Origin of the sequence: Microbacterium testaceum StLB037, assembly GCF_900104345.1 — a bacterium.
GTDB classification, from domain to species: domain Bacteria; phylum Actinomycetota; class Actinomycetes; order Actinomycetales; family Microbacteriaceae; genus Microbacterium; species Microbacterium testaceum_A.
This window is the reverse complement of sequence record NZ_FNJN01000002.1, coordinates 553,888-576,934: the sequence shown is the minus strand read 5'-3', so window position 1 is coordinate 576,934 and position 23,047 is coordinate 553,888. Positions and strand designations below refer to the sequence as shown.

Annotated in this window: 16 protein-coding genes; 8 read left to right on the top strand and 8 right to left on the bottom strand. The window is 70.7% G+C overall.

The window, feature by feature from the left end:
* Positions 1 to 31: 31 nt before the first annotated feature.
* Positions 32 to 1,303, bottom strand: coding sequence for an MFS transporter (locus BLS25_RS05960; RefSeq protein ID WP_256335544.1), 1,272 nt, complete (start codon positions 1,301 to 1,303; stop codon positions 32 to 34).
* Between the two features lie 69 nt (positions 1,304 to 1,372).
* Here BLS25_RS05960 and BLS25_RS05955 point away from each other — a divergent pair, with 69 nt between their 5' ends.
* Positions 1,373 to 1,957, top strand: a complete 585-nt coding sequence (locus BLS25_RS05955) for a TetR/AcrR family transcriptional regulator (protein WP_056228012.1) — start codon at positions 1,373 to 1,375, stop codon at positions 1,955 to 1,957.
* 120 nt (positions 1,958 to 2,077) lie between these two features.
* On the opposite strand, the gene BLS25_RS05950 is transcribed toward BLS25_RS05955, so the two are convergent.
* Positions 2,078 to 3,094, bottom strand: coding sequence for a LacI family DNA-binding transcriptional regulator (locus BLS25_RS05950; protein WP_056224366.1), 1,017 nt, complete (start codon positions 3,092 to 3,094; stop codon positions 2,078 to 2,080).
* Positions 3,095 to 3,234: 140 nt separating this feature from the next.
* Here BLS25_RS05950 and BLS25_RS05945 point away from each other — a divergent pair, with 140 nt between their 5' ends.
* The 4 genes from BLS25_RS05945 to BLS25_RS05930 all read left to right on the top strand — a co-directional run bounded on the left by BLS25_RS05945 (position 3,235) and on the right by BLS25_RS05930 (position 8,563).
* Complete coding sequence (locus tag BLS25_RS05945) at positions 3,235 to 5,298, top strand: beta-galactosidase (RefSeq protein ID WP_081349698.1); 2,064 nt, start codon at positions 3,235 to 3,237, stop codon at positions 5,296 to 5,298.
* The gene (locus tag BLS25_RS05940; RefSeq protein ID WP_074694758.1) at positions 5,295 to 6,236 is read left to right on the top strand and encodes a carbohydrate ABC transporter permease; all 942 of its coding nucleotides are present in this window, start codon (positions 5,295 to 5,297) and stop codon (positions 6,234 to 6,236) included. Before BLS25_RS05945 ends, BLS25_RS05940 begins: the two co-directional genes overlap by 4 nt.
* Positions 6,233 to 7,150, top strand: a complete 918-nt coding sequence (locus BLS25_RS05935) for a carbohydrate ABC transporter permease (protein ID WP_056224371.1) — start codon at positions 6,233 to 6,235, stop codon at positions 7,148 to 7,150. Before BLS25_RS05940 ends, BLS25_RS05935 begins: the two co-directional genes overlap by 4 nt.
* A gap of 72 nt (positions 7,151 to 7,222) precedes the next feature.
* Positions 7,223 to 8,563 (top strand): ABC transporter substrate-binding protein, encoded by a 1,341-nt coding sequence (locus BLS25_RS05930; RefSeq protein WP_074694757.1) that lies wholly within the window; start codon positions 7,223 to 7,225, stop codon positions 8,561 to 8,563.
* Between the two features lie 329 nt (positions 8,564 to 8,892).
* Here the strand turns inward: BLS25_RS05930 and BLS25_RS05925 are convergent, their stop codons facing one another.
* Positions 8,893 to 9,858 (bottom strand): LacI family DNA-binding transcriptional regulator, encoded by a 966-nt coding sequence (locus BLS25_RS05925; protein WP_143017835.1) that lies wholly within the window; start codon positions 9,856 to 9,858, stop codon positions 8,893 to 8,895.
* 134 nt (positions 9,859 to 9,992) lie between these two features.
* Here BLS25_RS05925 and galT point away from each other — a divergent pair, with 134 nt between their 5' ends.
* From galT to BLS25_RS05910, 3 genes are all read left to right on the top strand, one after another.
* Complete coding sequence (gene galT / locus BLS25_RS05920) at positions 9,993 to 11,084, top strand: galactose-1-phosphate uridylyltransferase (RefSeq protein WP_256335548.1); 1,092 nt, start codon at positions 9,993 to 9,995, stop codon at positions 11,082 to 11,084.
* Positions 11,081 to 12,244, top strand: a complete 1,164-nt coding sequence (gene galK, locus BLS25_RS05915; protein WP_056224379.1) for a galactokinase — start codon at positions 11,081 to 11,083, stop codon at positions 12,242 to 12,244. The genes galT and galK overlap by 4 nt, the downstream gene beginning before the upstream one ends.
* Before the next feature lie 160 nt (positions 12,245 to 12,404).
* Positions 12,405 to 13,868 carry a carboxylesterase/lipase family protein gene (locus BLS25_RS05910; RefSeq protein WP_074694754.1) on the top strand — a complete coding sequence of 488 codons (1,464 nt, stop codon included), beginning with the start codon at positions 12,405 to 12,407 and terminating at the stop codon, positions 13,866 to 13,868.
* A gap of 91 nt (positions 13,869 to 13,959) precedes the next feature.
* Here the strand turns inward: BLS25_RS05910 and BLS25_RS05905 are convergent, their stop codons facing one another.
* From BLS25_RS05905 to BLS25_RS05885, 5 genes are all read right to left on the bottom strand, one after another.
* Positions 13,960 to 14,943: an LLM class F420-dependent oxidoreductase gene (locus tag BLS25_RS05905; protein ID WP_056224383.1), complete on the bottom strand. Its 984-nt coding sequence runs from the start codon at positions 14,941 to 14,943 to the stop codon at positions 13,960 to 13,962.
* A gap of 142 nt (positions 14,944 to 15,085) precedes the next feature.
* On the bottom strand, positions 15,086 to 16,057 hold the full coding sequence (locus BLS25_RS05900; protein WP_235556902.1) for a DNA-methyltransferase: 972 nt from the start codon (positions 16,055 to 16,057) through the stop codon (positions 15,086 to 15,088).
* The gene (locus tag BLS25_RS05895; protein ID WP_056224387.1) at positions 16,036 to 17,085 is read right to left on the bottom strand and encodes a lipoate-protein ligase LplAB; all 1,050 of its coding nucleotides are present in this window, start codon (positions 17,083 to 17,085) and stop codon (positions 16,036 to 16,038) included. Before BLS25_RS05895 ends, BLS25_RS05900 begins: the two co-directional genes overlap by 22 nt.
* Positions 17,086 to 17,094: 9 nt before the next feature.
* Positions 17,095 to 19,257 (bottom strand): MMPL family transporter, encoded by a 2,163-nt coding sequence (locus BLS25_RS05890; RefSeq protein ID WP_074694753.1) that lies wholly within the window; start codon positions 19,255 to 19,257, stop codon positions 17,095 to 17,097.
* 71 nt (positions 19,258 to 19,328) lie between these two features.
* Positions 19,329 to 22,676 (bottom strand): 3-keto-alpha-glucoside-1,2-lyase-like domain-containing protein, encoded by a 3,348-nt coding sequence (locus BLS25_RS05885; RefSeq protein ID WP_143017834.1) that lies wholly within the window; start codon positions 22,674 to 22,676, stop codon positions 19,329 to 19,331.
* Between the last annotated feature and the right edge of the window lie 371 nt (positions 22,677 to 23,047).

The window sequence follows — 23,047 nt, the reverse complement described above, 5'->3', positions numbered from 1 at the left end:
CGGCATCCGGAATCATCCCCGCTCGGAAGCGTCACTCCGGCGCGAGCACGGGCTCCGCAGCATCCGGAGCCTTCGTCCGCAGGGAGGGGCTGGAGAAGCGCGTCCGGCCGATGACCACGGCGGCGGCGATCATGAGCGCAGCGCCCAGCACGTAGGGCGCTGCGTGGGCGACGTGGGCGTAGAGCAGGCCCGCAACCAGCGGGGCGACCGTTCCGACCCCGGCGTTCAGGGATTGCGCGGCCCCGGCGATCCAGCCCTGCTCGTCGTCTCCGACGGCGTTGGAGAGCAGACCGTCCATGGTCGCCTGAGCCGCGCCCTGGCCCGCCGCGAGCGTCAGGGCGCCCACGATGAACAGCCACGGCTGCGCGAGGAGCGACGCGACCCCGGCGAGGGCGACGAGCCCGATCGCTTGGGTGACGATGCCGCTGACCACGACGCCGCGCTCGCCGATACGCGGCAGCAGGAAGCCGAGCAGAACGCCCTGGATCGCGATGTCGATGATGCCGACGCACGCGGTGAGCAGGCCGATCGCGGTGGGAGTCCACGAGATGGCGTCGAGAGCGAGGACGCTGAAGTTGTTGACGAAGAACCCGAACGGCAGCCCCACGAGGACCAGGCCGATCATGATCCCGCGCAGCTCGGGCCGACGGAAGACCCCGCGGAACACCGCGAACGGGTGCACGGCCCGCAGGTCGAGCGAGGTGATGCGCTTGCTGGGCGCGAGGCTCTCGGGCAGGAGGAAGATGCTGAGGATCGCGACCGTCAACGCGAGGCCCGCGGTGACGAAGACGGGGAGGTCGACGTCGATCGCGGCGAGGGTGCCGCCCAGGGCCGGGCCGACCATCGTGCCGATGCCGGCGGTCGCGCCGAGCACGCCGAAGCGACGCGCGCGCTTGTCGGGCGGGGTGATGTCGGCGAGGTAGGCGAAGAGGGCGGGAAGGTCGCCGGCGGTGACGCCCTGAACGATGCGGCCGAGCAGCAGCACCCAGATCGCCCCGCCGATACCGAAGAGCAGAAAGCCGAGGGCGGCGCCGAATCCGGCGACGATGATCACCGGTCGACGACCGAAGCGGTCGGAGATGCGGCCGAGGAAGGGGGCGACGAGGAACGCGCACAGCGCGTTGACGGTCTCGAGGATGCCGACCCAGACGGCGAGGTCGGCCGGGTTCGACACGTAACGGAGCACGACGAAGGGCAGGACGGGCAGCACGACGGTCATGCCGGCGGTGGTGAGCGTCGTGATGACGACGAGCATGATCCAGGCGCGTCGGCCCGACTGAGGGGGAAGCGAAGGTGAAGTCACGCCGTAACTGTACCCGTACCCGTTTTGGTGTCAAGACGGTTTTTGAGTCGATCCGGTATCGTGGCGGTCATGAACGAGACGATCGGCCGCCGCGAGCGCAAGAAGGCGGCGACCCGCAAGGCCATCTCGGACGCGGCGACGATCCTGTTCGTGGAGCGTGGCTTCGACGAGGTCAGCATCCGCGAGGTCGCCGAGGCCGCCGACGTGTCACCGACCACGGTGTTCGCGCACTTCCCGCAGAAAGAAGCTCTCGTCTTCGACGAGGACGACGCCCAGCGCGACCTGCTCGTCGGCGCGGTACGCGACCGCACCCCCGGAACCACGGTGTCGCAGGCGCTGAGAGACCTCTATCGCCGCGAACTCTTCGGCCTGGCCTTCGACCCGACCGGCGACAACCGGCGGCGGTTCATGGCACTCATCTCCGACACCCCCGCGCTTCGCGAGTACGCCGCGCGCATGTGGGTCCGCCACGAAGACGCCCTCGCGCAGGCCATCGCCGAGACCACGGGGCGTGAGACACCGGATGCCGCGGTGCGCGTGTACGCGCGGATGGTGCTGCAACTGCAGATCCTCGCCTTCGAGAACGACGACTCCGAGGCCACGATCGAGGCGGGCTTCCGGATCCTCGACGAGGGATGGCGCGAGGAGCGCTGACGCCGGCCCGGAGGGCGGTTTGGGGCGGGTTCTTGCGTTTGGGGCGGGGAATTCCGCGCCCCAAACGGACGATCACGCCCCGAACCCGACGACCGCGACCGGCGGCGACGGTGAGCGCCTCTAGACCGAGGCGCGCCAGACGATCGGGGCGTCGAGCAGGATGCCGCCGGCATCGGCGACCCCGCCCGAGAGCTGCAGCAGCACGGCCTCGGCGGCCGCGGCACCCAGCCCCTCTGCGGGCTGGTCGATCGTGGTGAGCGGCGGGTCGGTGCGCACCGCCCACGCGCTGTCGTCGAAGCCGACCACGCCGACGTCGTCGGGCACACGGCGACCGGCCGCGCGAAGGGCCTGCACGGCGCCGGCGGCCACGGCATCCGAAGCTCCGAACACCGCGTCGATGTCGGGAGCGCGCTCGAGCAGGCGTCGCATCCCCGCCTCGCCGTCGGCGAAGGCGTAGAGCGGCACGGGCTCGACCAGCGACTCGTCGAAGTCCTCGCCGAGCGCCTCGCGGAAGCCCGCGAGCCGGTCGCTGCCGGAGTCGCGGTCGAGAGCCGCGGCGATCATGCCGATGCGACGGCGTCCCGATGCGCGCACGCGTTCGGTGATGGCCCGGGCGGCGCCGAGGTTGTCGATGCCGACCCAGGGGCGACGGATGCCGGGAGGGTGGCCCACGTAGGCGACGGGGAGCCCGAGTCGTTCGACGACATCGGTGATCGGGTCGTGGTGTCTCGCCGAGACGATGACCGCCCCGTCGACGAAGCCACCGCTGAGGTAGCGCGCGACCCTTTCGGTGTCGCGGTCCGTATCGACCACGACGCACACCATCTGGTAGTCGGCGTTCGACAGGGCGGTGTTGGCCCCGAGCATGATTCCGCCGATGTTGGGGTCTTCGAGGAACAGCGAGTGCGGCTCGTGCACGATGAATCCGACCGCCTGCGTGCGCTGACGCACGAGGTTTCGTGCGGCGTTGTTGGGCACGTAGCCCACCTCGCGAATGGCCGCCTGGATGGCCTCGCGGGCGTGGTCCGACACGTAGCCGCCGTTGAGGACGCGGCTCACGGTACCCCGCGAGACCCCCGCGACCTTGGCGACGTCGTGCACGGTGCTACGCCGGCGCCCGGGCGGAGGAGGCGTCATGCTCCTCACCCTATCGGGCCGCGGAAGTTGACGATCGCGCGACGCCGTGTCACTATGTGCACGTTCACACATTCTGTCGGGAAGAACCGGCGGACAAATGTGTGCACGTTCACAGAATCCCGCAAAGGAGCGCCTCCCGGATGCTTGCCGTCGACCATCTGGCCCCGATCAATCGCGAAAGCGATCGTCCGGCCGATCTGACCCGCACGGGCGACGCTCTGTCGGCCCTGACCCGCGAAGGTCTCGTCTTCGGCTGCGACTACAACCCCGAGCAGTGGGACCGCGCCGTGTGGGACGACGACATGCGGCTCATGGTCGAGGCGGGCGTCGGACTCGTCGCCGTCAACATCTTCGGGTGGTCGTGGATCAACCCCGCCCCCGGCGTCTGGACCTTCGACGAGCTCGACGAGGTCATGGACCTCGCCCACGCGCACGGCATCCGGGTCAACCTGGGAACCGCGACCGCCTCCCCCGCGCCCTGGGTGACCACGCGGCATCCCGAGATCCTCCCCGTGGCCGAGGACGGCACACGCCGCTTCCCAGGCGGTCGACAGGCCTACTGCCCCAGCTCCCCCGTCTTTCGCGGGTACGCCGCGGAGCTCAGCCGCCGCGTGGTCGAGCGCTACGCCGATCACCCCGCCCTGGCCATGTGGCACGTCTCGAACGAACTCGGATGCCACAACGCCCTCTGCTACTGCGACGCCAGCGCGGTCGCGTTCCGCGAGTGGCTCGAGGCCCGCTACGGCACGGTGGCCGCCCTCAACACGGCCTGGGGCACCTCGTTCTGGAGCCAGCGCTACAGCGCGTGGGACCAGATCCTCCCGCCGATGGCCGCACTGTCGCTGCGCAACCCCGCACAGCTGCTCGACTTCCAGCGCTTCTCGTCCGACCAGCAGCTCGAGCTGTACCGCGCCGAGGCGCGCGTGATCCGCGAGCGCAGCACCGCCCCTGTCACCACCAACTTCATGGTGACGGCGCACATCCGCGCTCTCGACTACTTCTCATGGGCCGGCGAGATGGACGTCATCGCCAACGACCACTACCTCGACCGCCGCCTCCCCGACCCGCTCGCCGAGCTGTCGTTCGCGGCCGACCTCACCCGCGGCCTGGCGAGCGGCACACCCTGGCTGCTCATGGAAACCTCGACGGGCGCGGTCAACTGGCAGCCGCACAATCTCGCCAAGGGCGAGGGCGAGCTGCTGCGCAACGTCGTCTCGCACGTGGCGCGCGGAGCCGACGGCATCTGCTTCTTCCAGTGGCGCGCGTCGGCACAGGGCGCCGAGAAGTTCCACTCGGCGCTGCTCCCCCACGCGGGCACCGACACCGCCCAGTGGCGGAGCGTGCTCGAGGTCGGGCGGACGCTGCGTTCGTTGCAGCCGGTCGCCGGAACGCGCGTGGCGTCGGACGCCGCCGTCCTGTTCGACTGGGAGAGCTGGTGGTCGCTCGAGAACGAGGGGCGCCCCAGCGAAGACCTGCGCTACCTCGACCAGGTGCACGCCGCGCACGCCGCCCTGGTCGCGGCCGGCATCTCCACCGACGTCGTCTCGGCCTCCGCCGACCTCTCGGACTACCGCCTCGTCATCGTGCCCGCGCTGCACCTCGTGCGCGACGCCGACGCCGCCGCGATCGCGCGCTTCGTCGAGGACGGCGGCACCGCCGTGATCACCTTCGCCAGCGGCATCGTCGACCAGGACGACCGCGTCCGTCTCGGCGGGTACCCCGGCGCGTTCCGCGACCTGCTCGGCATCGTGTCGGAGGAGTTCTCGCCCCTCGGCCCGGCGCAGTCGGTCACCCTCGACGACGGCTCGACCGGCACCGTGTGGTCGGAGCGCCTGCGCACCGTCGACGCCGAGGTCGACGCCCGCTTCGGCGACGGCCCGGCCGCGGGACTCCCCGCCCGCACCCGCCGCGCGGTGGGCGACGGCGAGGCCTGGTACCTCGCGACCCTCCCCGAACCGTCGGCCTACCGCGCACTGCTCGCCCGTGCGGCCGAGGCCGCCGGCATCCGCACCGTCGACACCCGCCCCGGGGTCGAGGTGATCCGCCGCGCCGACGCCGAGCGCGCGTTCCTGTTCGTCATCAACCACACCACCGACACCGTCGAGATCGCAGCGCACGGCCGCGACGCGATCAGCGGCGAAGCCATCGACGGCTCGGTCGCCGTCGCCGGCGGTGCCGTCCGCATCATCGAGGAGGCCTCGTGACCACCACCGCCCCCGCCCCGACGGGCACGAAGCGCGCGAGCGCGACCGGGGCCGCGCGCCCCCGCCGCCGCCCGCGCGTGCTGCACAAGGGCTCCATCGCGATCCTGCTCGCCCCCTTCGGCATCCTGTTCGCTCTCTTCTACGTGCTGCCGATCATCTTCGCCATCGGGCAGTCGCTGCTCGTGGTGCGGCGCGAAGGCACATTCGGCAAAGCCGAGCTCGTCTTCGGCGGGCTCTCGCAGTACGCGCTCGTGTTCCAGAACGAGGCGTTCTGGGCCTCGATGCTGCGCATGCTCGAATTCGGCGTCGTGCAGGTGCCGATCATGCTCGGACTCGCTCTGTTGTTCGCCCTGCTTCTGGACTCGCCGCTGCTGAAGGGCAAGCGCTTCTTCCGGCTGGCCTTCTTCGTCCCGTACGCCGTTCCGGGCGTCATCGCCGCGATCATGTGGGGCTCGCTGTTCTCGCCCAACCTGTCGCCCTTCACCGCCCTCACCGAGAAGGTCGACTTCCTCGGTGCCGACCTCGTGCTGTGGTCGATCGCGAACGTCGTGACGTGGGTCTACGTCGGCTACAACATGCTGATCATCTACTCGTCGCTGCTGTCGATCCCCAGCGAGATCTACGAGGCGGCCCGCCTCGACGGCGCGGGGCAGTTCCGCATCGCGTGGTCCATCAAGATCCCCCTCGTACGGCCCGCGATCGTCATGACCGCGATCTTCTCGATCATCGGCACCCTGCAGCTGCTCGCCGAACCCCAGGTGTTCCGCTCGTTCAGCTCGGCCGTCACCAGCACCTTCACCCCGAACATGACCGTCTACGCCACGGCATCCATCCCCAACTCCAACCTCGCCGCGGCCTTCTCGGTGGTGCTCGCCGTCACCACCTTCGTGCTGTCGTTCGGGTTCATGAAGTGGATGCAGAAGAAGGGCAACGCATGAGCGCCGTCACCACCTCCCGCCCCCGCGTCGGCCGTTCCGGCGCTCCGCGCTCGGACTCCCCGCGCTCGCGCGCCATCCGCGAGCCACTGGTCTCGCGCACCTCGGCGATGCTCATCATGGCCGTGTTCACGGTCTACTTCCTGCTGCCGCTGTGGTGGCTGCTGGTGGCCTCGAGCAAGAGCACCGGCGACATCCTCACCACGAACCCGCTGTGGTTCGCCGACATGCGGCTGTTCTCGAACATCGGCGACCTGTTCGCCTACCGTGACGGGATCTTCCTGCGCTGGCTCGGCAACTCGCTGCTCTACGCCGGTCTCGGCGGCGCGGTCGCGACGCTGCTGGCGGCGATGGCCGGATACGCGCTGGCGAAGTACCGCTTCCCGGGCCGCGAGATCATCTTCGACGTCGTCCTCGGCGGCGTGCTCGTCCCCGCGACCGCCCTGGCCCTGCCGCTGTTCCTCATCTTCAGCCAGGTGCAGCTCACCAACACCTTCTGGGCCGTGTTCCTGCCGTCGTTGGTCAGCCCGTTCGGGGTGTACCTGGCGCGCATCTTCGCCGCCTCGTCGGTGCCCGACGAGTTGCTCGAGGCCAGTCGTCTCGACGGCGCGGGCGAGATCCGCACCTTCTTCACCGTAAGCCTGCGCCTCATGAGCCCCGCCCTGGTGACGATGTTCCTCTTCCAGTTCGTCGCGATCTGGAACAACTTCTTCCTGCCGCTGATCATGCTGCGCAGCGAAGAGCTCTTCCCGGTGGTGTTCGGCCTCTACGGCTGGAACAACCAGCTGAACCAGATCCCGGAGCTCCGCGGTCTCGTGCTGATCGGCGCCCTGCTGTCGGTCATCCCCCTCATCGTCATCTTCCTGCTCCTCCAGCGCTTCTGGCGCAACGGTCTCGGGACCGGCGCCCTGAAGTAAACCCTCGGCGGCTCCGGCCGCCCCTCACCCCGGGCGGAATGGCCCACCCGGGCACCCAGAGAAAGGCATTCCATGAAGAACAGAATCCTCACGGCGACCGCGGGCGTCGCCCTGTCGGCTCTCCTGCTGGCCGGTTGCGCCGGCGGCGGAAACGGCGACAGCGCCGGCTCGGGCGCCGCGGCCGCGGCCGACTGCGCCCCCTCGGACGGACCCGTCACGCTCGAGTTCACCTCGTGGATCCCGGGCATCGAGAAGGTCGTCGACATGTGGAACTCGGCGAACCCCGACATCCAGGTGAAGGTGCAGACCGGCCCCAACGGCAACAACGGCACCTACCAGAACTTCTTCAACCAGATCGCGGCCGGCAACGCGCCCGACCTCGGCCAGATCGAGTACGACGCCCTCCCCAACTTCCTCGTGCAGGACTGCGTCGAGAACATCGCGGGCTGCGCCGACGTGATGGCCGCGAAGGACCAGTTCGTCGGGTGGGCGTGGAACCAGGCCACCCTCGGCCAGGACAACGCCGTCTACGGCATCCCGCAGGACATCGGCCCGATGGCGCTGTTCTACCGCAAGGACCTGTTCGAGAAGAACGGGATCGCGATCCCCACCACGTGGGACGAGTACACCGAGGCGGCCAAGAAGGTCCGCGCACTCGGCGGGTACATCACGAACTTCTCGCAGTCCGACATCAACCAGTTCGCCGGCTTCGTCTGGCAGGCCGGTGGACAGTGGTTCGGCAACGACTCCGACGGCTGGACGGTCTCGCTGACCGACCCCGCTTCGAAGAAGGTCGCCGACTACTGGCAGTCGCTCATCGACCAGGACCTCGTCTCGACGTACCCGGCGTGGACCGACGAGTGGAACAACGCCTACAACTCCAGCAAGGTGTGGACGTGGAACTCCGCCGTCTGGGGTGCCAACTCGATCTCGAGCGGCGCTCCCGACACCGCCGGCGGCTGGGCCGTCGCCGACCTCCCGCAGTGGAAGGCCGGGGACGCGGTCTCGGGCAACTGGGGCGGCTCGTCGATCGCCGTCCTCAAGGGCAGCACGCACGCCTACGAGGCCACGAAGTTCGCGCTGTGGCTGAACACGTCGCAGGAGGCGCTCACCGCCCTGAACGAAGAGGCCAACATCTACCCGGCCACGACCGAGGGTCTCAAGCTCCCCTCGCTCGCGAAGGGCGTCGATTTCTACGGCGGCCAGAAGATCTACGACGTCTTCGCGAAGGCGGCCACCGAGGTCACCCCTGACTTCACCTGGGGTCCGACCATGACCAAGACCTACGCCGACGTCTCGGACGGTTTCAAGGCCGCGGTGAGCGGTAGCGGCACCCTCGCCGACGCCCTCCAGAAGGGTCAGGACGCCACGATCGGCGCCCTCGAGTCGCAGTCGATCCCCGTGAAGAAGTAACAGACTCTCCCCACGAGAGGCGCCCGCGGATGCTCCGGCATCCGCGGGCGTTCTTCGTTTCCGGATGCCGCGGGGCGGCGGGCGGTTCGGAGGCGGGGCGAGGGCGCGGTTTGGGGCGCACTATGTCGTTCGGGGCGTGTGTTTCCCGCCCCGAATGCCGGAATTCGCCCCAAACCACGTGATGTCGACGCCAGGCGCGACGGCGCGAGGACGTCTTGGACGGTGCGCCGAACCGCGCCGGAGCCGCGGGCAGCGAGGGCGGAGGAGACCGACGGAGTGGTCAGTCGACGGCGAGCCCGAGCGAGGACTTCGGTATACCACCCTGCCGGTCAGAGCGCGGCGCTGCTCGCGCGCACCACCAGCGCCGCGGGGACCGACTCGACGATCGGCTCCCCACCCTCGATCGCCGCGACGAGGGCGGCCACAGCGCGACGGCCGAGCGCGTCGAAGTCCTGGCGCACGGTGGTCAACGGCGGGCGGAACTCCGCGGCATCCACGATGTCGTCGAAGCCGACGACGGCGACGTCTTCAGGCACCCGCCGACCCGCGTCGGCGAGGGCGCGCAGGGCGCCGAGCGCCATCTGGTCGTTCGCCACGAAGATCGCGCGGGCGCCGCCGAGACCACTGACGGCCGAGTGACCGGATGCCGAGGTCCAATCCCCCCGGACCGGCTCGGGCGCCACGGCTCCGGCGTGGGCGAGGGCCTCGCGCCAACCGCGTTCGCGCTCGGTCGCCGCGAAGGAGCGCGCGGGCCCGGCGATGTGATGCACCGTCGAGTGCCCGAGGGAGAGGAGATACTCCGTCGCGGCGCGCGCTCCCCCGGCGTGGTCGGTCTGCACGATCGAGAAGCGCTCGTCCGGCGGAGAGTCCACCACGACGAGGTGCAGATCGGTGGGAGGCGCCGCGTCGCGCGCGAGCTCGGTCGCCTCGTTCAGCACGACGGCGCCGTCGACGCCCTGCGAGCGGAGCCGGGCGAAGGCGTCGCGGATGCCGCGTTCTCCGACGGTCACCACGGCGAGCGCGTAGTCGCGGGCGGCGGCGGCCTCGGAGATCGCCTGCAGCATGCGGGAGTTGCCGACCGAGGCGAGGGTCGACACGACCAGGCCGATCGTGGACGTCTGCCCGGTGCGCAGGGCCCGGGCGGCCCGGTGCATGCGGTAGCCGAGGTCGGCCATGGCCTTCTCGACGCGCGCCCGGGTGGCGGGGTCGACGCGGGGGCTGCCGTTGGCGACGCGCGACACCGTCTGCGCCGAAACGCCGGCCTTCTCGGCCACATCGGCCATGGATACGCGCATCACGCCCCCTCCGTGTTGACGATATCACGCCCCGGATGTAACGTGTTATCGTGAACACGGACAGCTCCTCCGTCGTGCCCCTCGGCGCCGGCGTCGTCAAGCGGACGACGCACCTGGCCGACGGCCGCGAACTGATGTACTTCGACGACCCCGGCACCACGCTCGGCGCCGAGCGCGCGATCGACGCCCGCACGCTCGACCCGCGTCCCGCCACCGCCACCATGCGTCAGGACGTGCTGACCGGCGACTGGATCACCGTGGCATCCAATCGTCAGAACCGCGCGTTCCTGCCCCCGGCGCACCTCGACCCGCTCTCGCCGCAGACGCCGACGAACCCGTCCGAGATCCCCTCGCTCTACGACGTGGCGGTCTTCGAAAACAAGTCGCCCTCGTTCGGGCCCGCCCTCGACGCGGCGATCGGCGACGCCCCGGCCGCCGTCGACCCGCCCCGCAGCGACGACGACCTCGAGCACCTCGGCCTCGGCCGCACCCGCACCTCGGTGGGCCGCTGCGAGGTCGTGTGCTTCAGCCCCCAGCACGAGGGGTCGTTCGGTTCGCTCTCGCGCACGCGCGCCCGCACCGTCATCGAGGCCTGGGCCGATCGCACCGCGGCGCTGTCGGCTCTTCCCGGCATCCGCCAGGTGTTCCCCTTCGAGAACCGGGGGCAGGAGATCGGCGTCACCCTGCCCCACCCGCACGGGCAGATCTACGCCTACCCGTACGTGACCCCGCGCACGCACCGCCTGCTCGACACGATCGCGCGCAGCTCGAACGACCTGTTCCAGCGCATCCTCGAGTTCGAACAGGCCGGCGAGCGCGTCGTCCTGCGGGGCGAGCACTGGACGGCGTTCGTCCCGTTCGCCGCCCGCTGGCCCGTCGAGGTGCACGTGCTGCCGCACCGTCACGTCGCCGACCTCGCCGAGACGACCGACGCCGAGCGCGACGAGCTCGCCCCGTTCTACCTGCGCCTGCTGCGGGGGATCGACGCCCTGTACGACACCCCCACGCCCTACATCGCCGCCTGGCACCAGGCGCCGGTCGGACGAGGCCGCGATGCCGTGCGCCTCAACCTGCAGATCACCTCTCCGCGTCGCGCCGCCGACAAACTGAAATACCTCGCCGGATCCGAGGCCGCCATGGGCGCCTGGATCGGCGACGTGACCCCCGAGTCGCAGGCCGAACGCCTGCGCGCCGCCCTCGACACCGTTCCGGAGGTGACGGCATGACCGCCGTCGACGACGCCCGCGCCCTTCTCGCCACCCTCACCGACGCCCCCGAGGTCGGAGTCTGGTCGGCCCCCGGCCGCGCCAACCTCATCGGCGAGCACACCGACTACAACGAGGGCTTCGTCTTCCCCTTCGCGATCGCCCAGCGCACCGCGGCGGCCGTTGCCCTGCGCGACGACGACGTGATCCGCGTGCGCTCGACGTTCGCCGACGCGGCGGTCGAGGTCCCGCTCTCGCAGCTCGATGCGCGGATCGCCGCCGGCGGCCTCGACTGGGCGGGCTATCCCCTGGGCGTGGCGTGGGCGCTGCGTCGGGCGGCTCCGGATGCCGTGACCCGGGGCGTCGACATCGCCCTGGCCTCCGACGTGCCGGTGGGTGCCGGCCTGTCGTCGTCCGCCGCGATCGAGGGGGCCGTGGCCTCCGCCCTGAACGACGTGTGGGCCGCCGGCCTCGACAAGGTCGCCCTCGCGCGGGTCGGCCGCGTCGCCGAGAACGACGCCGTGGGCGCTCCCACCGGGATCATGGACCAGATGGCGTCGATGCTGGGCGTGGCGGATGCCGCGACCTTCCTCGACTGCCGCACCCTCGAGACGCGCGCCGTCGCCCTCGGCTTCGCCGACGCGGGGCTCTCGATCCTCGTGACCGACACCCTCGTCGAGCACGCCCACTCCACCGGTGGCTATCGCGAGCGTCGCGAGGCCTGCGAGCGGGGAGCGGCGGCGTTCGGCGTCGGATCGCTGCGCGATCTGACCGTCGACGACCTGCCGCGCGCCGAGGAGATCCTCGACGACGTGACCTTCCGCCGCGTCCGCCACGTCATCACCGAGAACCAGCGCGTGCTCGACACCGTGGCCGCCCTCGACGCCGACGGCCCCTCCGCGATCGGCGACCTTCTGGTCGCCTCGCACGCGTCGATGCGCGACGACTTCGAGATCTCGGTGCCCGAGCTCGACCTCGCCGTCGAGACGACGCTCGCGAACGGCGCCCTCGGTGCCCGCATGACGGGCGGCGGTTTCGGCGGAGCGGCCATCGCGCTGATCCCCACCGGACTCGTCCCGGCGGCGACGGCGGCCGTGCGCGCCGCGTTCGCGGCATCCGATTTCCGCGCCCCGAACATCTTCACGGTGACCCCCTCGGAGGGCGCGCGCCGCGACGCGTAACCCGCCCTCCCCGATGAACGCCTGCTGCACCGAGCTGCCCGTGCTGCGCCGTGAGGACGGAGCACGCGTGCGCGTGTGAGGGGTCGAGATCTGTCGCCTCCGGGCACGCCGAGGCGACACTTTTCGACCCCTCGCGCGGGTGGCGCGGCAGGATGAGGGGATGGATGCCACTCCCCTCGCCGTGACCTCGAAGGGGGCCGTCCGCGGATTCCGGCGGGGTGCCGCCGCAGTGTTCCTCGGCATCCCGTTCGCTCAGGCTCCGGTCGGGGCGCTGCGCTTCGCCGCTCCCGTGCCGGTGGAGGCGTGGGAAGGCGAGCGGGATGCCACCGCGCACGGCGCGACCGCGCAGCGGGGCGACGCGGGGATCACCCTCATCCCCGAGCCGAGCGTGCCGGGAGACGCCACGCTGAACGTCAACGTGTTCGCCCCGGTGGACAGCGGTCCGGATGCCGCTCTGCCGGTGCTCGTGTGGATCCACGGGGGTGGTTTCACCTCGGGCTCGCCCGCGAGCCGCTGGTACGACGGCGATGCGTTCGCGCGGGACGGGGTGATCACCGTGGTGATCTCGTACCGGATCGGCTTCGACGGCTTCGGTCTCATCGACGGAGCTCCCGCCAACCGGGGTCTGCGCGACCAGATCGCGGCGTTGGAGTGGGTGCGCGACGAGATCCGCGCGTTCGGCGGCGACCCGACCCGAGTGACGGTGGCCGGGCAGTCGGCGGGCGGAGGGTCGGTGCTCGCGCTGTTGTCGAGCCCCGCCGCATCCGGACTCTTCCACGCCGCGATGGCGATCTCGCCCGCGATCGGCGCGGTGCCACTCGAGGCGGCCAGGCGTTTCGCCGACCGGGTCGCCGCGCGCGTCGGGGTCCGCGCCGACCGCAACGGCTTCGCCTCGGTGCCCGAGGAGCGGATTCTCGCGGCGCAGAAGAGCACCCTCACGCCGCCCCTGGTCCGGGCGCTGTCGTCGCTCGCGACGCTGCTCGACGACGGCTTGCCGCTGGGGCCGGTGATCGACACGGACGTGCTGCCCCGGCATCCGCTCGAGGCTCTCGCCGACGGTGCCGGGGCCGACATCCCCCTCGTCATCGGGTCGACGGACGACGAGTTCACGGGCCTGACCGCCCGGTTCGCGGGCGCCCTCCGGGTGGTGCCGGTCCCTCTCGCCATCGCCGTGCTCGGTCTGCGGCGATCGCGGCGACGCGCGTATCTCGAGCGCACGCGACGGCGCGGGGCCGCAGCCCTGCTCGGCGGATACGTGACCGATCGGGTCATCCGCGCGACGGTGCGCAGGACCGCCCGGGCGCGCGGCGACGCCTCGACCTGGCTCTACCGTTTCGCGTGGGCATCGCCCGTGCCCTCGATCGGCGTCGCCTGCCACTGCCTCGACGTGCCGTTCTGGTTCGACCACCTCGACGCCGAGGGGGTCGATCGCATCGCGGGCGAGACTCCCCCGCCCGCTCTGGCCGCCGAGATGCACGGCGCAGCGGTGAGATTCGCGCGCGACGGGGACCCGGGATGGCCGACGTGGGATGCCACGACCCGGCGCGCGCGGGTATTCGGCGCCTCGGCATCCGTCCCCGCCGTCGAGACCGACGCCTACGCCGACGTCGCGCCTCTGGTCTGACCCGCGCCCTCCGGCGTGAGGAGTCACTTCTTGTCGCTCAGACGTCTGCGCGGCGACAGAAAGCGACCCCTCACGCGAAAGGGGACGATGATCAGAGGTGCGGGATGACCTCGCGCTCGAAGAGGGAGATTCCCGAGGTGTCGTAGGCGGCCTCGGGGAAGTAGTGGATCGCGTAGCCGAGGCCGTGGTCGGCGCGCTCTCGCAGGCGCTCGACGATCTGCTCGGGGGTGCCGAAGGCGTCGGACGAGCGGTAGTCGGCCTCGATGGCATCCGCCCGCTCATCTCCGACGTGCGGACGCAGGCGCGCGACCACCGCGGCCAAGCGGTCGGAGGCCTCGGCCTCGGTCTCGGCGACGATCGTGTTGAAGTTCGTCGAGCGGGTGATCTCGGACGCGTCGCGGCCGAGGGACTCGCAGTGCCCGCGCAGCACCTCGGACTTGTGGTCGAACTCCTCGAGCGAGCCGCCGAAGTTCGTGTACGAGGCGTACTTCGCCGCGATCTTGAGCGTGACCTTCTCGCCGCCGCCGGCGATCCAGAGCGGGATGCCGCCGGGCTGCAGGGGCTTCGGCTGCACGATCGCGCCGTCGACCTCGTAGTACTTCCCCGACAGGGTCGCCTCGCCCGTGGTCCAGGCCTGGTGCATGATCTCGACACCCTCGCGCAGGCGCCCGAGGCGCTCGGCGATGGGCGGGAAGCCGTAGCCGTAGGCCTTCCACTCGTGCTCGTACCAGCCGCCGCCGATGCCCATCTCGGCGCGACCGCCCGAAATCGCGTCGACCGTGGCCGCGACCTTCGCGAGGTAGGCGGGGTTGCGGTAGCCCATGCACGTGCACATCTGGCCGAGGCGCACGCGGTCGGTCGCGGCGGCGAAGGCGGCCATGAGCGTCCACGCCTCGTGCGTGGCCTCGGTGCTCGGGACGGGGGTGGTGTGGAAGTGGTCGTACACCCACAGCGACGTCCACGGGCCGTCGTCGGCGCTCTGGGCGAGGGAGTTCATCACCCGCCAGTGCTCCGCGGGGTCGATCCCCACGAGGTCGAAGCGCCAGCCCTGCGGAACGAAGATGCCGAAGTCCATGGCTTCACCCTAGGTGCGACCGCCGACATCTGGGCGGGCTTCTCACGGAGCCGGATGCGGGCCGGGGGTTTGGGGGCGGGATTTTGCGCTCGGGGCGGGAAAACACCGCCCCACCCCCGCGAACGCGCCAGCCGCGTCGCGCTCAGTCCGCGTACGGCTCGAGGCGCTTGTGCATCACGGCCACCGCGTCGGCGTTGTCGTCGATGAGCACCGAGTTCCGTCCCAGAGGGGCGGCGACGGCGCCGAGCGTGCCACTGCCGGCGAACATGTCGAGCACCCGATCGCCGGGGCGCGAGGACGCCTGCACCATGCGGCGCAGCACCCCCTCGGGCTTCTGCGTCGGATAGCCGGTCTTCTCGCGGCCCGTGGTCGGCACGATCGTGTGCCACCAGACGTCGGTGGGCATCTTGCCGCGCGCGGCCTTCTCGGCCGTGACGAGCCCCGGGGCCATGTAGGGCTCGCGGTCCACGGCATCGGAGTCGAAGAAGTACGCCGACGGGTTCTTGACGTACACGAGGATCGTCTCGTGCTTGGTGGGCCAGCGGCGCTTGGTCTTGGCGCCGTAGTCGTAGGCCCAGATCAGCTCGTTCAAGAAGTGGTCGCGACCGAAGAGCGCGTCGCACATGACCTTGGCGTAGTGAACCTCGCGGTAGTCGAGGTGCAGGTAGAGCGTGCCGTCGTCGGCGAGCAGGCGCCAGGCCTCGACGAGCCGCGGCTCGAGGAAGCCCCAGTAGTCGTCGAACCGGTCGTCGTAGGTGCGCAGGTCGCCGCGCAGGCGCGCGTACTCCCGGCCGTGGAAGCCGCGCTGCACCACGGGAGGCGGGGGCGGCTCCTCTTCGGGGAAGTCGAGCATGTTCGGATCGTCGACGGATGCCGCGGCATCGGGCGCGGCGGCATCCGGAGTCTCGTCCACCGGCGCCTTGCGCGTCGCGGACTCCACGGCCTTCGAGCGGGTGCGTCCCGTGTTGAAGGGCGGGTCGAGGTAGACGAGAGCGAAGGAGCCGTCGGGGTAGCGCGGCGTGACGGTGAGATTGTCGGCGTGGTGGATCTCGACGCCACCCGGTGCGGGAGCGTCGGCGAGGTTCTCGGCGCTCACGGGACGCGCTGCAGCCACGCGTCGGTGGCGAACTTCGAGTCGACCAGGGCCTGGGCCTCGGCGTACTCCTCGTCGCTGATGCGCCCGGGCGTCGCCCCGTAGAGCGTGGTGAAGGTCTGGATGAACCGTTCGATGACCTCGGCGCGAGGCAGACCGGTCTGGCTGCGCAGGGGGTCGACGCGCTTGGCGGCCGACACGGTCCCCTTGTCGCTGAGCTTCTCGCGGCCGATGCGGAGCACCTCGGTGAGCACCTGACCGTCCATGTCGTAGCTGAGGGTGGCGTGGTGCAGCACGCCCCCGTTGGCGAGGCGCTTCTGGGCGGCCCCGCCGATCTTGCCGTGGGGACCCGCGATGTCGTTGAGCGGCTGGTACACCGCGTCGATGCCGAGCGAGCGCAGCGCCTGCAGCACCCAGTCGTCGAGGAACGCGTACGAGTCGGCGAACGTCATACCGGCGACGAGGGATGCCGGCACGTACAGCGAGTACGTCACGATCGAGTTCGCGGCCATCATCATGGCGCCCCCGCCCGAGATGCGGCGCACGACGTCGAATCCGTGCTTCGCCGCCCCCGCGGGGTCGACCTCGTTGCGCAGCGACTGGAACGAGCCGATGACGACGGCGCTCTCGTCCCACTCCCACAGGCGCAACGTGGGTTTGCGCAGCCCCGCGCCCACGCGGGTGGTGAGGACCTCGTCGAGCGCGAGATTCATGCGCGGCGAGACGGGGCCGTCGTGGACGACCTCCCACTCGAAGTCGGCCCATCCCGGCGCGGTGACCAGGGCGCGGCGGATCGCGGTCGCCACCGATTCAGGCGTGAAACCGAGCAGCTGGGCCCCCTCGGGGAGGGCCGCGCGGATGGCCGCGGCGATCGTGGGGACGTCGGACTCCACCGCGAGGCCGTTGACGGCCGCGTCGATGTCGTCGAGGGCGTCGTCGGGCTCGAGGAAGAAGTCGCCCGCGAGGTGGAAGCCGTGGATGCGGCCCTCGCGCTCTTCGAGGTCGACGACGACCAGCTTCCCGCCGGGGACCTTGTACTCGCCGTGCATGTCTCCAGCCTACGACCGCACGGGCACGCGGCGATCGACGGCGGGCGTCGGTTCGGCGGGCACCGGGATCGGGCGACGCGCGTTCGGCCACCAGTTCGCGCGACCGAGGAGCGTCATGAGCGCGGGGAGGAGGAGTCCGCGGACGACGGTGACATCGAGGACCACCGCGATCACCATGCCGACCCCGATCTCCTTCATTGCGACCAGCTCGCCGAACGCGAAGCCGACGAAGACGACGCAGATCGCCGCCGCGGCCAGCGTCACGACGGGGCCGGTGCGGGTGATGCCGTGGCGCACGGCCTCGGCGTTCGCCGTGCGCGGGTCGGCGGAGCGCCCTCGCGCGCGCCAGCCCTCGGTGATGCGCGACAACAGGAACACCTCGTAGTCCATCGTGAGCCCGAAGGCGAGCAGCCCGATCAGCAGGGGGGTGGTCACATCGAGCGTGCCGCGGGGCTCGAACCCGAGCAGAGGGGCGCCCCAGCCCCACCCGAAGACGGCGGAGAGCACGCCCAGGGTCGAGGCCACCGTGAGGGCGGCGAGCAGGAGCGCCTTCAGCGGGACCACGAGCGAGCGGGTGAGCGCGAAGAGCAGGGCGAAGCTCGCCGCGGCGACGATGACCAGGGCCCACGGCAGGCGCGCGGCCAGGTGATCGCGCGTGTCGATGAGCGAGGCGGCGGGGCCCGTGACCTCGACGGGGACGGGCGTCGAGAGACCGCGCACCGCGGTCACGAGCCGCTGCGCCGCGTCTCCCGTGGCGCTGTCGCCGACGGGGGTGAAGGCGACAGCGGTGATCTCGGGCGGCAGCCCCTGCACCACGTCGGCGTCGGCGACGTCGGGCAGGGCCGCGATCCGGTCGAGGACGCCGGTGACGGCGGCATCCTGGATCGATCCGTCGAGCACGACCGTGACGGGCTCGATCCCGATCCCGGTGAAGCCCGTCGTCGTCGCCTCGTACGCGCGTCGTTCCTCGGCCGCCGCGGGAAGGGAGCGGATGTCGGAGTCGTCGAGCGCGAGGGATGCCACGGGAGCGGCGAGCAGCAGCATCACCGCCGCGGTCGAGACGGCGACGATCCCCGGTCGGCGCTGGGCCAGACGGGTCGAGCGGGCCAGCAGTCCCTCGCGCGACGCCCGTCCCGCCCACGGGCGCGCCCACGTGCGCGCCCCGGCGGACGGGAGCGCGCGATGCAGGAACGACAGCGCGGCCGGCACGAGCGTCAGGCCCGCGAGGGTGGCGACCGCGACGACGACCGCACCGCCGAGGGCCATCCCCGAGAGCAGGGGGTCGCCGAGGATCAGGATGCCGAGCAGGGCCACGGCCACGGCGAGACCCGACACGAGAACCGCGCGGCCGGCCCCCGAGACGGCACGGGCGACGAGCTCGTCGAGGGGCGCGGTGGGATCGGCGGTGCGTTCCTCGCGGAGGCGCAGCACCACGAGAAGGCTGTAGTCGACGGCGAGGCCGAGGCCCAGGATCGTGACGACGTTCACCGCGAACTCGTTGACGTCGACGACGCGGGCGAGCAGACCCAGGATCGCGAGCGTCGGGGCGATCGCGGCGAGCGCGGCGACGACGGGAACGAGGGCGATGCGGAGCGAGCCGAGTGCGAGGGTGAGCAGCACGACGAGGACGAGGATCGCGACGCCCTCGCCGATCGCCGCGTCGCTGGTCGCCCGATCGACGAAGGCCTCTTCGGCCAGGAGGGGGCCGCCGACGAGGACCTCGGGCGCGTCGATCTCGTGGAGAAGGTCGGAGACGGCGGATGCCGTGGCGACGGCCTCGTCGCCGGTGAGACCGAGCGCGAGTTCGACGACGACCAGGGACGAGCGGCCGTCGTCACCGATGGCTCCACCCGCGGTGTAGGCGTCGGTCACCTCGGCGACCCCGGGGACGGCGCGGACCGAGGCCATGACGGCGGTCGCGCTGTCGCGCAGCGTCGGCGAGAAGAAGTCCTCGCCGCGGACGACGGCGGTGATGATCTCCCCCTCGGGATCGAGGGCGTCGAGGCGTTCGGTGGCGCGTAAGGACTCACTGCCGGCCGGGGCGTCGGCGACCGAGACGGTGCGGTCGAAGGCGTCGCCGGCGAGGGCCCCGCCGACGACGACGAGCACGGACCAGGCGAGGAGGACGAGAAGGCGGTGCCGGCTCATGCGGCGGCCGAGGGAGGAGAGCATGGGGACCTCTGGGACATGAGGGAGCGCCCCCGGCGACGGACGCGAGTCCGCCGCCGGGGGCGCTGGGGGGATCAGCCGCAGCTCTTGGCTGCGTACGAGGCCGTGGCCCCGCCGGTGCGACCGTCGCCGGTCGCGGTCACCGTCGCCTCGCCCGCGGGGACGGACGCGGCGCGGGTGGTGAAGGTGTGGAACACCGTCGCCCCGGGCTGCACGGCGGGGATGACCCGCTCGCCCCACGCCGTCGTGAGCGTCACGTCGACCGGCACCGTGTCGGTGTTGGTCGCGCGGGCCGTCACCGACGCCTTCTTGGCCAGGCACTTGACCTCGGCCGAGGCGGTCACCGCGAGGGGGGCCGGCTCGTCGATGTCCTTGACGCGGACGTTGCGGTACGACACCGCCTCCCCACCGCCGTGGTTCTGCAGGCCGATGAAGCCCTGCGAGAGGTCGCGAGCGGGATCGGTGCTGGTGAAGTCGTTCACCAGCGTGCCGTTGAGGAAGATCTTGATGGTCTGCCCCTTCACGACGATCTCGTACGCGTTCCACTGACCGACGGGCTTGAGCGAGGCCTTCACCGCGTCGGCATCCGCACCCTGGAAGGTGTAGATCGCACCGGTGGTGCGATCGGCGGCGTCGGACGCGTCGATCTGGATCTCGTAGCCCTGGTTGACCGCGATCCACGGGTCGTTCTTCGGGTCGGGGAACCCGACGAAGACGCCGCCGTTGTGATCGGCGATGAGCTTCCAGTCCAGCTTGAGGCTGTACTCGTTCAGCTCCTGCGCCTTGTGCCAGAGCAGGCCCATGCCGCCTTCGCCGCGGATGCTGCAGTCGTTCTGTCGACCGAAGCCGCCGGGGCCGGCCATGCGCCACCCGGCGTTCAGGCTCTCGAGCGTGCCGTCGAAGAGCGGGCGGTAGCCGTCCTCGACCTGCGACGGGGCGCAGATGTCGGCGGTGCCGATCGACAGGACGTCGACGTTGATGTTGCCCTTGTTGCCCGTCTCGTACTTCAGCGCGATGGTGTTCGTCCCGGCGACCAGCGGCATGTCCCGCGTGATCGTGGCCCAGGTCTTCCAGTCGCCCGTGGAGGCGAAGTCCCACTTCCCGAGGTTCTGACCGTTGACGTAGAGGTTGACGTCCTTGGAGCCGGGCGCGGGGTTCGGGCCGTTGGAATAGCGCACCGAGACGGGGACGGTGCCCGCGGTCTCGGCGTTCACCGTGAACTCGAACGCGGATCCGGCCTGCCACATGCCGCCGGCGAAGCCGGCTCCCGAGTAACCGCTGTGCTCGGCGTCGAACTTGGCGCCGCCGATCAGGCGGGCCTCCTCGGCCTCGTACCAGCCCTGGTCGGCCGGCGAGACGTAGCCCGGCAGCGAGTTGAGCGTGTACCAGGCCTCGGTGCTCCACAGCGTGTCGCCACTGGCTGCGGCGAAGGGCTGCGGCGAGCGCAGGTGCACGACGCGGCCTTGCTTCAGACCGTCGAATGAGACCGTGACCGTCTTGCGGTCGGCGGATGCCGTCGCGCCGGTGAGCGAGAGGATCTCCTCGTCGACCTTCGGTCCGCCGTAGGTGGAGGTGGGCAGGTAGCGCCACTGCTCGGCCCGGTACGCCGAGGCGAGGTTCGCCAGCGTCTCGTCGGAGAGGGGCTGGGTGTACTCGATCTCGAATCCGCCCTCGACGACCTTCATGGATTTCATGTCGAAGGCGTTCTGCGTGGTGTTCGGGACGAGCTTCTGCAGGCCGTAGGTGAGCTTGCCCGCCTCACCCCAGTTGCCGCCTTCTCCGGTGCCGCCGATGTACAGCGACGTGTCGGGGCCCTCGATGACGCGGTTGACGCCGACCTCGAAGCCCGCGGAGTGGCGGAAGACCGCGCCCTGGAACTCACCGTCCACCTTCTCGAGGAAGGCGCGCTGAAGGCCGCCGTAGGTGACGTCGCCGAACATCATCTGTCCCGCGAAGGGACCGTCCTTCAGCATGATGGGCGTGCTCGGGGAGTTGCCGATCTCGTTCTGCGGGATCCACACGACGGGAGGCGTGACGGGGTTCTGATCGAACGGGCCCGCGGGGTTCGTGTAGTGGTTGAAGAAGCGATCCTGCTTGACGTTGACGAGCTTGTTCGCGGGCAGCCAGGCACCCTGGTTGTCCATCGCGAAGAGTTCGTTCTCGGGACCGAAGGCCACGCCGTTGGGGGTCCGCAGACCGCCGGCGACGTAGCTGATCGCCCCGGTGGCGCGGTCGATCTTGACCGAGGTGCCGCGGTTCTTCGCCGGCTGCGGGTTGGTGGTCGCCCCGCCGTTGTCGATCGCGACCGAGAGGTTGACGTAGAAGTTCTTCTCGTCGTGGATCAGGCCGAAGGCGAACTCGTGGAAGTTGTTGCCCGAGGGGTACTCGGCGACCTTGCGCTTCGTCTCGTACGAGCCGTCGCCGTTCGTGTCGCTGAGCTCGGTGAGCTGGTAGCGCTCCGAGACGTAGATCTTGTCGTCGATGACGTCGATGCCCATCGGGTTCAGCAGACCGCCGGCCGCCTCGACGACGGTGACGTCCTCGGGTCCGTCGGCCGCCTGGGCGCCCTTCAGCACGAAGACCTTGCCGGGGGTCGAGGTGTCCCATCCCCCGGAGTTGACCGAGCCGGTGGTCAGCACGGCGAGATCGCCGTTGCCGAGGAAGGCCAGGCCCGACACCTTGGGGTTGAAGCCCTCGGGGCGCAGGTTCACGAGCGTGTAGTTGGGGTTCACGGCATCCAGGCGCAGACCGTCGCCGGCGGAGTCGGTGCTGCCCTCGCAGTACTTCGTCCCGGGGGCGGTGACGCGCACGACACCCGCCTCGGTGCTGAGCACGCTGTTGGGGATGACGGTGAAGCTCGAGGAGCCCGGGACCTTCCATTCGACGGTGAGCTGCTGGCCGTTGGTGGCCTCGAACATCTCGACGAACAGGTCGTGGACTCCCACGTCGAGCGTGACGGTGCCCTCGACGGATTCCGCTCCGTGCAGTCCGTCGTTGTCGATCAGCTGCGTGCCGTCGAGGGTGAGGCGCGAGCCGTCGTCGCTCGTCAGGCGGAAGGCGTACTGACCGGGCGTGCTGACGGTGAGGTTGGCCAGGGCGTGCGTGATGAAGTTGTCGCCCGCGCCGAACTGCTCGTCGGTGCGCCAGTCGATCGTCGACATGAGCTTGTCGACGTTCGGGGTCTGGCCCGACTTCAGCGTGCAGAGCTCGGTGAGGGGCGGGGTGGAGTAGGTGCGAAGCGTCACACCCGGTTCTTGCTTGGGCAGGTCCGCCGGGGTGTTGACGGCGGGGGCGACGGCGGCACCGGCGGGCAGGATCGCTCCTGTGGCCACGAGTGCTCCGCCCAGGAGACCGGCCGCGAGGGTCCTCGCGACACGGGTGCTGCGCCGGCGGGGGCCGGACAAGACAGCGGGTACGGGCATCATTGCTCCTTCGGATCAGCGGCGGGGGCGGCGTCGACCGCTCGGATCGCACAGGTCGCCCTCGACCGTGGTCACTGTAGGAGTCTTTTGTCGATACGTCTACAAAACTTGACTAATTTGCGTTACGAAATGCTCGCAGGAACGAGTCAGAGGCGCCTTCGAGAACCTTCGCCTGGGCCACTGCGGCCGAATATCCCGGTAAAGCGCGGAAAAATCGCCGACTCTCGCCATTCCGACGATCAGTCATCTTTTGCTTGACGACTCACCGAAGCCGCACTACTGTCGCAACGAACCCGCAGAACCGACCCGTGACAGCGCCGCCACGAGGCTCCCCCGAGTCCGCCGCGCCCGCCCGAAACGACGGCATCCCT

Coding starts and splice junctions, on each gene's coding strand:
- BLS25_RS05885 (WP_143017834.1), bottom strand. CDS start 22,676: ATGCCCGTACCCGCTGTCTTGTCCGGCCCCCGCCGGCGCAGCACCCGT.
- BLS25_RS05905 (WP_056224383.1), bottom strand. CDS start 14,943: ATGGACTTCGGCATCTTCGTTCCGCAGGGCTGGCGCTTCGACCTCGTG.
- BLS25_RS05950 (WP_056224366.1), bottom strand. CDS start 3,094: ATGACGCCTCCTCCGCCCGGGCGCCGGCGTAGCACCGTGCACGACGTC.
- galK (WP_056224379.1), top strand. CDS start 11,081: ATGACCGCCGTCGACGACGCCCGCGCCCTTCTCGCCACCCTCACCGAC.
- BLS25_RS05895 (WP_056224387.1), bottom strand. CDS start 17,085: ATGCACGGCGAGTACAAGGTCCCCGGCGGGAAGCTGGTCGTCGTCGAC.
- BLS25_RS05935 (WP_056224371.1), top strand. CDS start 6,233: ATGAGCGCCGTCACCACCTCCCGCCCCCGCGTCGGCCGTTCCGGCGCT.
- BLS25_RS05910 (WP_074694754.1), top strand. CDS start 12,405: ATGGATGCCACTCCCCTCGCCGTGACCTCGAAGGGGGCCGTCCGCGGA.
- BLS25_RS05890 (WP_074694753.1), bottom strand. CDS start 19,257: ATGCTCTCCTCCCTCGGCCGCCGCATGAGCCGGCACCGCCTTCTCGTC.
- BLS25_RS05925 (WP_143017835.1), bottom strand. CDS start 9,858: ATGCGCGTATCCATGGCCGATGTGGCCGAGAAGGCCGGCGTTTCGGCG.
- BLS25_RS05955 (WP_056228012.1), top strand. CDS start 1,373: ATGAACGAGACGATCGGCCGCCGCGAGCGCAAGAAGGCGGCGACCCGC.
- BLS25_RS05945 (WP_081349698.1), top strand. CDS start 3,235: ATGCTTGCCGTCGACCATCTGGCCCCGATCAATCGCGAAAGCGATCGT.
- galT (WP_256335548.1), top strand. CDS start 9,993: ATGTACTTCGACGACCCCGGCACCACGCTCGGCGCCGAGCGCGCGATC.
- BLS25_RS05930 (WP_074694757.1), top strand. CDS start 7,223: ATGAAGAACAGAATCCTCACGGCGACCGCGGGCGTCGCCCTGTCGGCT.